The organism is Gilliamella sp. W8123 (assembly GCF_016101085.1).
Taxonomy (GTDB): Bacteria; Pseudomonadota; Gammaproteobacteria; order Enterobacterales; family Orbaceae; genus Gilliamella; species Gilliamella apis.
In genome coordinates this window covers 22,384-35,747 of the sequence record NZ_JACFRE010000012.1, presented here as the reverse complement: position 1 = coordinate 35,747, position 13,364 = coordinate 22,384, and the positions used below count along the sequence as shown (strand labels likewise).

Sequence of the window (13,364 nt, the reverse complement as noted above, 5' to 3'; positions counted from 1 at the left end):
TGGCTGGCTGGCTGGCTGGCTGGCTGGCTGGCTGGCTGGCTGGCTGGCTGGCTGGCTGGCTGGCTGGCTGGCTGGCTGGCTGGCCTCTAAACAACTGTATTTTAACATATTTTCAGTCCCTTGTCACTATTATCCGATTACTTTATAACATGAAAAATATATTTCCTTATTGAAAAATTATAAATAAATTTATCAATTTTGACAAATGTTGCTTAATGATAAATTGTTAAGATATGTAAACAATAATTGACTCAAAATATTTTAGTAATTAAAAAATAATATATCAGATATCAAAACCATTATTTCTTAGCAAAATTTTAATTAAAATCTAAAATTTGTGGACATTTAGTGCTCAAAAAACCCCGTTCCTCAACTTTCTTGTTTAAACCCTCAGGTAAAACTGAAGGCTATGTGATTTTAATCTCCTGAATAGTTGAAATCCTCTAGCAATTTGCTAGTACTCTCTTATATTTTTCTAACAAAAAATTAAGGGGTAGTACACATACCTCTGAGTACAACTTCATTTTTATGCCGAGCAATGTGACCATTATTCGAGTGAACGGAAAAATGGCTTAAACGATCTGTTTCTACAAAATCGATGGTCCAGTAATTGTGATTATCATAAAAACTACTAATATATTTGTCCATTTGTCCCCACTCCGAGAAGAATCCTCCGCCAATTACACGTTGAAAGTTATTACCGTTTGAAGATGGAGTTGCACTAACCGAACCTTGACATTCCTCATCCCACCAAGGTCCTGCACAAATAGCATTAGTTAAATCTTTAATTTGAGGAAGACGATAACCAATATTACTGCACCATGATAAGGTACTTGGATAAGTATAGTAATTATTTGCACCTCGATGGACATACCATTGTTTTAATTGAAAACCATATTTTATCAAAGGATTACCTTGACTATCTTTACCAACTAACTCAAATGTTTGTGGTAATACAGGCTTTGCTACACTACCGGGTAAATCAGAATTTAATTGAAAATCTTTTGCACTGGGCCCCGTTAATTTGACAGTAACACGTGAACCTGTTGAATCAGGGATTAACGTCGCGGTAATTCCCCCCCGTTCGACCGAGTCCCATGTTAAAACTCTTGCTCCTCCAATATCTAGGTCAAAGTACAAATCATGCATTCCTGTAGTAGGAAAATTCAAATTGTAAGTTGATAGCGTTGTAGACTGAGGAATAAACCCCTTATTGGCAAGCCATATAGAAGGTGGCCCTCGAAAATCGATACCATTAACCTCTGTATTTGAACCAGGAAATAATATTGGAGCAACAAAGCAAACTTTTGATGATTCGTTGGGATTAATGTAATACGTCGCATGACTACCTGTAAAATAGCTACTACTAGGTACGCCATACTGGGTACTTAGTATACCATCATTACTGGTTAATGTGATTTTATAAGGTGCTCTACAAATATCTAAAGTTGAATTACGAGATACAGGTTGATTATCTTTGTCAGTAATAGTTAAACTTAAATAACCTGTAGCAGAGATACCATTATTTTCCTGACCATCACCGTCATCATCCCCCCAATAATTATAAGGCGAACCAATAATTGAAGTTAATGAAATTGAATCTGCACCAATGGGTACCAGCATATCTACATTAGCTAAAGTTTCACCAAGATTTGGCAAGATTATTGGTGTTATTGACGAATTATTATTTGCTGTAAACGTTCTTCCATCCGATAAAATAATACCTAATAATTTAGTTGTATCAGTAACTCGAGTCTGACCACCATCAAAAGTTAGGTATGGCGCATTACCATGAATAATATGAGTTGTTCTAGCGGTTAAAGACTGACTACTAAATGATAACAGTAGCAATAAAACAAGCGCTAATACCGAAAAAATTGGCTTAAATAAAATCGAACTAAAAAAATTTCTTAAGTGTTGGTGGAGGAGTAAACTCTGACGAAAGATTAAACCTTGATTGCTAAAATTAGGCGAATTTAAATTATTGGTTTGGGCAGGTTTGGTGTTTGGTGTTTGGTGTTAAAATTATAGCTCATAATAACGTCCGTGTCAAGTAAATTAATGTTTTATATTAATTTATTTCGTTTAATTGACTAACTACTAATCGGTAATTTCACTTTAATAAGAATAAGGAAAAGTATAGAGATTAAGTAAAAAGTATGCAATTTTTTTAACCTCTAAATTGTTAATTTTTGTAAAGGTATTTAATTTTTTAAACCTTTATTTTTTGCCTTATTTCTTATTTTTTTGCTTAAAAATTGTCCGTAGAATAAATCACTAAGCAATAAATTATCTAAATATTTATCTATAACTCGTTGCTCTTTTTAAGTTGTCGATATTCAGTAATAAAGCTAATTTTTACCATTAAAATTCTTAAAAATAAGCTATTTTGAAGTTGATTAATCATTGTTAAAAAATATCAACTTTAACGATTATCTTAATGAGATTTTGCAAATTTTATGATTGGTTTGCAATAAATTGGAGAGATAGATTTATAAAAAACGGACTGTTACAGTCCGTTTCCTTGTCTAAAGAATAATCTTTCCATGCCTTTTACAACATTTTTTGACAGTTTTTCTGATAGCTTTTGTTTTCGTTGATAGTTAACTGCAATGATTTTATGCGTGTCTAAATGCGATAAGATAAAATCATCACTGGTACTAATTTCGTCAACTAAACCCTTTTCTTTAGCTTGTGTTGCAAACCAATGTTCTCCGGTAGCAACCTGTTCAATATCAATATTAGGTCGATACTCTTTTACAAAGTCTTTAAATAATAGATGAGTCTCTTCCAGTTCTTGCTTGAATTTTTGACGACCTTCGTCAGTGTTTTCACCAAACATGGTTAAAGTTCGCTTGTATTCGCCTGCTGTTTGCAATTCAATATCAACATCATGCTTTTTAAGTAATCGATTAAAGTTAGGAATTTGCGCAACTACCCCAATTGAACCAACAATAGCAAATGGCGCTGCAACTATTTTGTTAGCAGTACATGCCATCATATAGCCGCCACTGGCGGCAACTTTATCTACCACCGCAGTAAAAGGGATATTTCGTGTTCTAAAGCGTAATAATTGCGAAGCGGCCAACCCATAACCATGCACTACCCCACCTGGGCTTTCAAGTTTTACCACAACTTCGTCTTCTGGTTTGATGATAGCTAATACGGCAGTAATTTCTTGGCGTAACTCTTCAACTTCATGCGCATCCATACTACCATTAAATGATAGAACAAACAGTTTAGGTTTTGTCTGTAAAGCAGACGTTGTCTCGGGTGATTTTACAGTATCGTCCGACGCCGCAGTATCTGTTTGTTTCTTATTTAGTTTAGCTGCTTGTTTAGCCTGTTTCTTTTCAAGTTTTTTTTGTTTTTTTAGATCTTTAGTGAATTGTTTGGCTTCAACCTCGTCCATACTAGACATTAACATTTCATCTTTAGCTTGTTCATACTCTTGGCTTATATCTTTAACTGACATTCGGCCAGCAACTGTGGATGATTTTCGACGCTGACATAAAATAAATATTAATATTGCTAGAATAGCAACAACAACAGTTACTGTTTCAGCCAGGAAAAGCGAATACTGTGAAAACCAATTCATTTGACAATTATCCTATAGTTTAAAAATTTGCCCATTATAACAATATAATTAAAGATTGTGCCGAAAATCAATAAAGATAAAATTGTTGCTTTATTCGGCATTTTAAATTCTTTATACTGACAACCTGTTTATTATTATACGAGAACGAATATGCCTTTACGCCCAATAACTGAAATCGCAAAACAATATAATATCCCTGATGAATATGTACTGCCTCATGGTAAATATGTCGCTAAAATTGATTTATCTATTATTAAAGCAGATCAAAATAAAACTCAGGGTAAATTAGTATTAGTCACAGCAATAACCCCAACCCCTCTTGGTGAAGGAAAAACTGTCAATACTATTGGATTAAGTGAAGGTTTAAATTATTTAGGAAAATCTGCTATCGCTTGTATTCGTCAACCTAGTTTAGGGCCAGTGTTTGGCGTTAAAGGTGGTGCAGCAGGTGGTGGACAAGCCGAAGTTTTGCCGATGGAAACATTAAATCTTCATCTTACTGGTGATATCCACGCTATAACTGCAGCCCATGATCTGGCGTCTGCGGCATTAGATTCTCGTCTTTATCATGAAGAGCGCCTTGGTGATGAATTTACAACACAAACTGGTTTACCACGTTTAAACATCGATGTTAATCGTATTGTTTGGAAACGCGTTATCGATCACAATGATCGCGCTCTGCGTAATATTACTGTCGGTGTTGGCGGTGGCGTCAATGGAATTGAACGCCGTGACGGCTTTGAAATTACTGCGGCATCAGAACTTATGGCAATTTTAGCGTTAGCATCTGATCTACATGATATGCGCGCACGAATTGGACGAATTATTTTAGCCTATAACACTAGTGGTGAACCAATTACTGCTGAACAACTTGAAGTTGCTGGGGCAATGACCGTTCTTCTTAAAAATGCCATTAATCCAAACCTTATGCAAACAGTGGAAAATACACCGGTATTAATCCATGCAGGCCCATTTGCCAATATTGCTCATGGTAATTCATCTGTAATTGCAGACCGCATTGCTATGCAATTAGCTGACTATGTTATAACCGAAGCAGGATTCGGCTCAGACATGGGAATGGAAAAATTCTTTAATATTAAATACCGTCAAGCTGGTATCAAGGCATCTTGTGTAGTGCTTGTTGCAACTGTGCGTAGCTTAAAATCCAATAGTGGTAAGTATAATATCAAGCCAGGACAAGCCATACCAAAAGAGATTTCAGAGTCTAATGTAGAATTGCTTGAAATTGGTGCAGCTAATTTAGCGTGGCATATTAATAATGCTAAAAGTTATGGTTTACAAGTGATTGTCGCAATCAATCGATTCCCACATGATAGTGAGGAAGAATTAGCATTTTTACAAAAATACGCCATTGAACACGGTGCATTTGCTTGTGAAGTCAGTGAAGTATTTACTCAAGGTGGTAAAGGCGCAGAAAAACTGGCTAAACATGTGATTAAAGCGTGTGATATGCCAAATGAAATCAAGTTACCTTATCCCGACAGTATGCCATTAATAGATAAAATCCAAACAATGGTAAAAAAATATGGTGCGAATAAAGCTAATTTATCAGACACCGCGCTTAAAAACATTAAAGAAATTGAAGCATTAAAATTAGATCATTTACCACTTTGTATCGCGAAAACACCAATGTCAATTAGTGCTGATGCAAACTTAAAAAATGTGCCAACCGATTTTGATGTTGATATCAGCCATTTAGCAATTTCGGCAGGCGCTGGTTTTATTCGGGTTTATGCAGGTAATGTGATGACAATGCCTGGCCTTGGTACTAATCCGGCTTATCGAAATATCGATATTGACAAAGATGGTAATATTGTTGGTTTAAGTTAATTTAAAAAATTATTATGCAAACACAATATAAAGCGTTAATTGATGAAGAAAATTGTATTGGTTGTGGCAAATGTATACGCGTTTGCCCAACTGATGCTATTGTAGGGAGCAAACAAGTATTACATACCATATTGCCACAATATTGTACATCTTGTAGTAATTGTATTAATACTTGTCCAACTGACTGTATTACCTTAAGTACACTAGGTGTTGCCTTAAATGAACAGGAAGAGTTACTGTTGACGCAAAAAAAACAGCAACGATTAAATCACAATCAACTGGTACCACCAACAATTTTATTTCCTAAGTCGATGCCAATAAGCAATACGACTACACAAAAAGATCGCAAGCAATCAATTGCCGATGCTATCGCCAGAGTTAAAGCCAAAAAAAACCTCGCTAATTAGCGAGGTTTTCATTTCTAATTTAAACTAACAAGTTAAACTTGCTAGTTTTTTACTGACATTACTCTTTATTGCTTCTGAATGCTCGTTTACGATCATTTTCAGTTAAATGACGTTTACGCAAACGTACAGATAATGGTGTAACTTCTACTAATTCATCATCATCAATAAATTCTAATGCTTGTTCTAATGTCATTTTAACTGGTGGCGAAAGCGTAGTGGCTTCATCAGTACCCGATGCTCGCATGTTAGTTAATTTTTTACCAGTTAAGCAGTTAACGGTTAAATCATTTGAGCGGGTATGAATACCAATAATTTGTCCTTCATACACTTCAGCGCCATGGCCAAGGAATAATTTACCGCGATCTTGTAAGCTATAAAGTGCATAAGCTAACGCTTTACCTGTACCATTCGAAATCATTACACCATTATTACGTTGACCGATTTCACCTGGACGAACATCATCGTAATGGCTAAATGTTGAGTAAAGTAAACCAGTACCTGAGGTCATAGTCATAAATTCAGTTCTAAAACCAATAAGACCACGGCTTGGGATCACATAATCTAAACGTACACGTCCTTTACCATCAGGTAACATATTGGTTAAATCACCTTTACGTAAACCTAAAGCTTCCATCACTGAACCTTGGTGCTGTTCTTCAATATCTAAAGTAACTTGTTCGAAAGGTTCTTGCTTTTTACCATCGATTTCTCTATAGATAACTTTAGGACGTGATACCCCAAGCTCATAACCTTCACGACGCATATTTTCGATAAGAACCGATAAGTGCAACTCACCACGACCAGAAACTTTAAATGCATCTGGGTCTGGTGTTTCTTCAACGCGTAAAGCCACATTGTGTACCAGTTCTTTGTTTAAACGCTCAAGAATTTGACGTGAAGTCACATATTTACCTTCTTTGCCAGCAAATGGTGAGCTATTAACATTAAAGAACATAGTAACAGTTGGTTCATCAACACTTAATGCTGGTAATGCTTCAACGCAACTATTATCACAAATTGTGTCAGAAATACCAAGTTCACCTAAACCAGTGATAGCAATAATATCGCCAGCTTCAGCAACTTCGGCTTCATAACGTTGTAAACCTAAATGACCTAATACTTGGCCTACTTTACCTGTGCGTTTATTACCTTCACTATCAACAATAGTGACTTGTTGATTTGGTTTAACACGACCACGTTTAATACGACCAATACCAATAACACCAACATAGTTATTATAATCAAGTTGTGAAATTTGCATTTGGAAAGGACCATCTAAGTCAACTGCTGGTGGCTCAACATGTTCAACAATTGCTTCAAATAATGGCGTCATATCTTCAGCCATATCTTCATGATCAAGTCCTGCAAATCCCATTAATGCTGATGCATAAACAATTGGGAAATCAAGCTGTTCATCAGTTGCACCTAGATTTACAAATAAATCGAATACTTGATCGACAACCCAATCAGGACGAGCGCCTGGACGGTCAACTTTATTGATAACAACAATCGGTTTTAAACCATAAGCAAACGCTTTTTGGGTAACAAAACGTGTTTGTGGCATTGGTCCGTCCATTGCATCAACAAGCAATAATACCGAATCAACCATTGACATTACACGTTCAACTTCACCACCAAAATCGGCATGTCCTGGAGTATCAACAATATTAATACGATAACCATTCCAATCGATAGCGGTATTTTTAGCTAAAATAGTAATACCACGCTCTTTTTCAAGCGCATTAGAGTCCATTATTCTTTCATTGTCGTCGCCACGTAAATTATCAAGCGTACCAGACTGTTTTAATAATTTATCAACCAAGGTTGTTTTACCATGGTCAACGTGAGCAATAATGGCTATATTTCTTAAATTTTCAATCACAATTAAAATCCCAATTAGGAGATAAATTCTATAGGCGCAATATTGTACACCTTTTTAGTAAAAATGTTGATCTATATCACAAAGTTTCTTAAAAAGAACTTTAAGACTTGATATTTAACGAAAATACTGACTTATTTTATAGAGATAACTAAGATTACTCATTGATAAGTGTCGCAAATTGATGAGCAAACTCATCTACTTTGTCCCAATTTGTGTACTCGATCACTTCTTTAGTCACATCGGTATCACCTTTACCCAACCACATAATAAAGCGAATCATATTACGATCAAACCAATTATATTTTGGATAATAAAGTGCCCCAGCAAATACCGCTTTAATCGTTGGTTGCCAGGCAATTTTAGCTAAGAATTTTTTAGTATATATATTCGTTTCAGGCGTATTTTTATGCGGTTTTCTTGCCACCACATTTACGCCAAAAAAGCCAGATTTAAGTGTATTTAATTGCAGATAGTTAGCATCAATAAATTTTTTCATGGTTTTACTATAAAAACCATAGCGAATAGAACAACCAATTAATACCGCTTGGTAATTAGTAAGATCTATGTGGCTATCTGGTAGTAACTCAATCAAATCACAATCACATTTACCGGCAAGTTCTGTTTTTATTCGCTGCATGATTTTAAAGGTTTGCTTTTCATGAGTAGTATAAAGCAATAAAACCTTGATAATGCTATTCATAACAATGCTTCCTTTTATTAAAACTCTTGGTAAATATCAATAATTCTTTTTTTAGGATAAAAATTAATAATTTCGGGGTGATTTCATGGAAAACTTTGATTATAGTATTAGCCTTATTTAACCAGACCGGAACTGATTATGGCAATTTCACCTCCAAAACGCAGTGCTATTATTTTGGCGGCAGGAAAAGGCACACGGATGTATTCCAACCTACCTAAAGTTTTACATAAAATCGGCGGTAAGCCGATGTTACAACATGTTATTGATACAGTTCAACAACTTAATACTAATCGCATCAATATTGTTTATGGGCACGGCAAAAACGAACTTGAAAAATCGTTACAAAATCAGCCGGTGCAACTTGTTTATCAAGCTGAACAATTAGGGACAGGACATGCGGTTCAACAAGCTATCCCTTACATTCAAGATGATGAAGATATATTAATTTTATATGGCGATACTCCACTTATCTCAGTTGAAACTTTGCAAAATCTTATTGCAAGTAAACCCAAACAAGGTATCGCCTTATTAACAGTGATTTTAGATGACCCAACTGGCTATGGTCGAATTGAACGCAAAGATGGTAAAGTTGTGGCTATCGTTGAACAAAAAGATGCCAATGCCGAACAACAAAAAATCACCGAAATTAATACTGGTATTATGCTAGTTACAGGCAAATTACTTAAGCAGTGGTTAGCGCGTTTAACCAATAACAATGCGCAAAAAGAGTATTACTTAACCGATATTATTGCCTTTGCACATCAAGATGGTTATGAAATTTTAACTTCACATCCAATAAAGCAATTTGAAGTTGAAGGCGTCAACAACCGATTACAGTTAGCAACTTTAGAACGCCATTATCAACAGTGGCAAGCCGAGCAATTGTTACTTGCTGGAGTAACTTTACTTGATCCAGCCCGTTTTGATCTACGTGGAAAATTAACTCATGGTAAAGATGTCATCATTGATACAAATGTGATTATTCATGGCGATGTGACATTAGGAAATAATGTCATTATCGGTGCAGGCTGTATTTTGAAAAACTGTACCATCGCCGATAACAGCGAAATTAGTCCATACTCGGTGATTGAAGATTCGATTATTGCTCAGCACTGTACTATCGGACCATTTGCCAGAATAAGACCAGGCAGCAAACTAGATGATCATGCCCATGTTGGTAATTTTGTTGAATTGAAAAAAGCTCATCTTGGCCATGCAACCAAAGCTGGACATTTAAGTTATTTAGGTGACAGTGAAATTGGCAGTAATGTCAACATTGGCGCTGGCACAATTACCTGTAATTATGATGGTGCTAATAAATTTAAAACAGTTATCGAAGATGATGTTTTTGTTGGATCTGACAGCCAACTTATTGCCCCAGTCAAAATAGGTAAAGGAGCAACTATTGCGGCTGGCACAACAGTTACTAACGATGTTAACGACAATGAATTAGTGGTTAGTCGTGTAAAACAAAAACAACTTGCGGGTTGGCAAAGACCAACGAAATCGAAAGAGGAATAAACGATGTGTGGTATTGTAGGTGCAATCGCTAAGCGTGATGTGGCAGACATTTTATTAGAAGGACTTAAGAGATTAGAATATCGTGGTTATGATTCTGCCGGACTTGCTATTATTTCACCAACAGGTGAATTACAGCGAATAAGGCGGGTAGGAAAAGTACAAGCGCTTAAAGATGCGGTAAACGAACAACCAGTTGCCGGTTCAACCGGTATAGCCCACACTCGCTGGGCAACACATGGTGAACCAGTTGAACATAATGCGCACCCACATATATCCGACTTTATTGCCGTTGTACATAATGGAATTATCGAAAATTTCGAACCACTTCGTGAAAAACTTATCGCGAAAGGTTACCAATTCCGTTCAGAAACAGATACTGAAGTCATTGCCCACTTAATTCATGACATCATCAGCACTGAAGAGTGTTCCTTATTAGAAGCTGTGCAAAAAGCCATTCCACTCTTACGAGGTGCTTATGGTACAGTAATTATGGACACTCGAAATCCTGATATTCTAGTTGCCGCACGTTCTGGTAGCCCACTTGTTATTGGTTGTGGCATTGGCGAAAACTTTATTGCCTCAGATCAACTGGCTTTATTACCGGTAACTCGGCAGTTTATCTTCTTAGAAGAAGGTGATATAGCGCTTGTCACTCAACGTTCAGTAACGATTTATGACAAAAATTTTAGTCAAATAAATCGCCCTTGCATTGAATCAGATGCCAAATATGATGCTGGCAGCAAAGCAGGTTTTAACCATTACATGCAAAAAGAGATTTATGAACAGCCGAATGCGATTAAAAATACCTTAGAAGGTCGCATGGCTCATGGCAAAGTAGATTTATCAGAACTAGGCCCAAATGCTGAACATATTCTCAAGCAAGTTGAACACATCCAAATTGTTGCCTGTGGCACAGCTTATAATGCAGGCATGGTGGCTCGTTATTGGTTTGAATCCTTAGCCGGCATTCCTTGTGATGTCGAAATTGCCTCGGAATTTCGTTATCGAAAACCTGCTCGTCGCCAAAATAGTTTATTTATCACCCTATCACAATCCGGGGAAACTGCCGATACCCTTGCTGCTTTACGCTTAGCTAAACAGAACAATTACCTAAACACTCTTGCGGTATGTAATGTGGCAGCATCGACTTTAGTTCGAGAAGCTGATTTGGTTTTACTAACCAAAGCTGGCGTTGAAATTGGTGTCGCCTCAACCAAAGCATTTACCACACAATTGACGGTATTATTACTGTTAGTGGCTAAGTTAGGCCGACTTAATGATATGGCAGAAATCACTGAACAAGCAATCGTCCATGCATTACAAACTTTACCAAACCGTATAGAACAAGTATTAATGGCCGAACCTGTAATCAAAAAACTTGCTGGTCATTTTGTCGATAAACATCATGCACTATTTTTAGGTCGTGGCGATGAATATCCAATCGCTATCGAGGCATCATTAAAGCTAAAAGAGATCTCCTATATTCATGCCGAAGCTTATGCAGCTGGTGAATTAAAACATGGGCCTTTAGCGTTAATTGATGCAGATATGCCAGTTATTGTTATGGCGCCAACGAATGACTTACTTGAAAAACTCAAAGCCAATATTGAAGAAGTGCGTGCCCGTGGTGGTCAACTTTATGTGTTTGCTGAGCAAGATGCTGGTTTTGTTAGCGACGATACTATGCATATTATCAACTTACCCCACATTGAAGAACTTACTGCGCCAATCTACTACACAGTACCGACGCAATTACTTGCTTACCATGTTGCCCTAATTAAAGGTACCGATGTCGACCAACCTCGTAACCTAGCAAAATCGGTGACCGTAGAGTAATTTATTAGATCAAATGTGAGGACTTAATGTATATTTTGGTATCATCATCAAAATTAGAGTTCTCACATTAAATCAATTAGATAATTATTAAACAGCTCTCCACCTACTTCAGCATACGTATAATAACTAGTAAGACTTAGCTCCCTCGCTATCAGTTTTTTGCCTTATGCAGACTAATATTCTAATTTTCGTGTTATAGACATATCTAATTCATTATCACCGTTAAAACATTGGCTAACAGTCCAATCACCGTGTTCATTATATTGACTATAGTAACAAGTAAATGTTCGATATTTAGACTCATTGATATCTTTTGGTAACGATGCCGTTTTTCCATTTAATAAAGGATCCTCCTGTTTTGAAATGGAAGAAACCAATCTGTTTTCATCATCATAATAATATAAATTTGTTGACAGGAAAGTAAGTATCTTTTTGGACCTAATAGTTTCAATTTCTCGCTCGTTATGCTGGATAAGATTATTTTTTTTATCATATAAATAAGTACCTATATAATTTTTCCCATCTACATTTTCATTTGAAGAAATCAATTTTCCCTGTTCATCATATTTATAATAAGAAGTTATTTTTTGGTTAGAATCTTTAATTTCTGTAACATTTTTTTGATCATCAAACTGCACTGAATAATTAACGTAAGTTCCTTTTTCATTTCGTGTTAAAACTTGCATCTTATAATCCATAATCAGACCTTTTTTATCAGGAGCAGATTCTTCTATAATAAGACCATTATCATCTGAATATACTTCTAAATTACTGACAGAAGATGTTGGTTGGATATTTTTAATAAGTAATTCTTGTTTTTTTATGGGAACAGAATGCGGAATATACTCAGGAAAAAGAAGAAAGAGATAATTATTAGTAACACGAATATGGTTACGTTCATCATCAACGGATGCGAAGGCATAAAAATTAAAAAAACAGCATACTACTAATAAAAGGTTTTTCATCTATATTCTCTTTTTATTATTGATATTTTAATTATTTTTGTCATAAACAAATTTTTAATTAAATATAGTGATGGATAATATTCATTTTAATATAATCACCAATACTCTATTTCTCTCTTAAAATCGCCTAGATTTTTTTTGTTTGCAGAACAATAACCTTTTGTCCAATCACCATGCTTATTATGGTTGGTGAAAAAACAATCCATATTAATTCTGTTTTTGGTCTCAGCTAAATACATCGAAGGTTAGTTAGCAAATTGATTTTTCAATCTAGGTGGGGGATTATGCCGCAGTGTTTTTTTTGCGGAAAATTAAAAATAAAATAAATGCATTGAACATCATTACTACATGATATATAACAAAAAATAGATAAATACCAATTCCTGAATCTGCGGCCATAGAAGCTAATACTGGAGACATAAATGCTGTGCTAAAGATATTAATACCAAAAATAGTACCAGAAATATTCGGTTGTTTAACAAAAGTAATTAACGCCAAAAAACTACATAACATAGCTAAAATTAAACCGAAAAATGGAATAAAAACAGATATTATAGCTATAATTAATCCAACAATTGATAGTACTTTCATTTTACCTCTATCC

10 protein-coding genes are annotated in these 13,364 nt (G+C 35.5%); 4 read left to right on the top strand and 6 right to left on the bottom strand.

Annotation, left to right across the window (positions count from 1 at the left end):
• Positions 1-486: 486 nt before the first annotated feature.
• A complete protein-coding gene (locus tag H3T56_RS11325; RefSeq protein ID WP_086361301.1) occupies positions 487-1,851 on the bottom strand; it encodes a hypothetical protein in 1,365 nt (454 codons plus the stop codon).
• Between the two features lie 658 nt (positions 1,852-2,509).
• Positions 2,510-3,598 carry a protease SohB gene (gene sohB / locus H3T56_RS11320; protein ID WP_065578481.1) on the bottom strand — a complete coding sequence of 363 codons (1,089 nt, stop codon included), beginning with the start codon at positions 3,596-3,598 and terminating at the stop codon, positions 2,510-2,512.
• Between the two features lie 150 nt (positions 3,599-3,748).
• On the opposite strand from sohB, the gene H3T56_RS11315 reads away from it, so the two are divergent.
• Together H3T56_RS11315 and H3T56_RS11310 are read left to right on the top strand one after the other, a co-directional pair.
• Positions 3,749-5,449, top strand: a complete 1,701-nt coding sequence (locus H3T56_RS11315; protein ID WP_198193058.1) for a formate--tetrahydrofolate ligase — start codon at positions 3,749-3,751, stop codon at positions 5,447-5,449.
• 14 nt (positions 5,450-5,463) lie between these two features.
• On the top strand, positions 5,464-5,856 hold the full coding sequence (locus H3T56_RS11310) for an RnfABCDGE type electron transport complex subunit B (protein WP_065578483.1): 393 nt from the start codon (positions 5,464-5,466) through the stop codon (positions 5,854-5,856).
• Between the two features lie 58 nt (positions 5,857-5,914).
• On the opposite strand, the gene typA is transcribed toward H3T56_RS11310, so the two are convergent.
• Together typA and hemG are read right to left on the bottom strand one after the other, a co-directional pair.
• Positions 5,915-7,738 carry a ribosome-dependent GTPase TypA gene (gene typA / locus H3T56_RS11305; RefSeq protein WP_065578484.1) on the bottom strand — a complete coding sequence of 608 codons (1,824 nt, stop codon included), beginning with the start codon at positions 7,736-7,738 and terminating at the stop codon, positions 5,915-5,917.
• 154 nt (positions 7,739-7,892) lie between these two features.
• The gene (gene hemG, locus H3T56_RS11300) at positions 7,893-8,429 is read right to left on the bottom strand and encodes a menaquinone-dependent protoporphyrinogen IX dehydrogenase (RefSeq protein ID WP_086361226.1); all 537 of its coding nucleotides are present in this window, start codon (positions 8,427-8,429) and stop codon (positions 7,893-7,895) included.
• A gap of 147 nt (positions 8,430-8,576) precedes the next feature.
• On the opposite strand from hemG, the gene glmU reads away from it, so the two are divergent.
• Together glmU and glmS are read left to right on the top strand one after the other, a co-directional pair.
• Positions 8,577-9,959, top strand: a complete 1,383-nt coding sequence (glmU, locus tag H3T56_RS11295; RefSeq protein WP_198193056.1) for a bifunctional UDP-N-acetylglucosamine diphosphorylase/glucosamine-1-phosphate N-acetyltransferase GlmU — start codon at positions 8,577-8,579, stop codon at positions 9,957-9,959.
• A gap of 3 nt (positions 9,960-9,962) precedes the next feature.
• Positions 9,963-11,795 carry a glutamine--fructose-6-phosphate transaminase (isomerizing) gene (gene glmS / locus H3T56_RS11290; protein ID WP_198193055.1) on the top strand — a complete coding sequence of 611 codons (1,833 nt, stop codon included), beginning with the start codon at positions 9,963-9,965 and terminating at the stop codon, positions 11,793-11,795.
• Between the two features lie 173 nt (positions 11,796-11,968).
• Here glmS and H3T56_RS11285 read toward each other — a convergent pair whose 3' ends face one another.
• Together H3T56_RS11285 and H3T56_RS11280 are read right to left on the bottom strand one after the other, a co-directional pair.
• Positions 11,969-12,760, bottom strand: a complete 792-nt coding sequence (locus tag H3T56_RS11285; protein WP_198193054.1) for a hypothetical protein — start codon at positions 12,758-12,760, stop codon at positions 11,969-11,971.
• A gap of 282 nt (positions 12,761-13,042) precedes the next feature.
• Positions 13,043-13,351 carry a hypothetical protein gene (locus H3T56_RS11280; protein ID WP_065578488.1) on the bottom strand — a complete coding sequence of 103 codons (309 nt, stop codon included), beginning with the start codon at positions 13,349-13,351 and terminating at the stop codon, positions 13,043-13,045.
• Positions 13,352-13,364 lie beyond the last annotated feature (13 nt).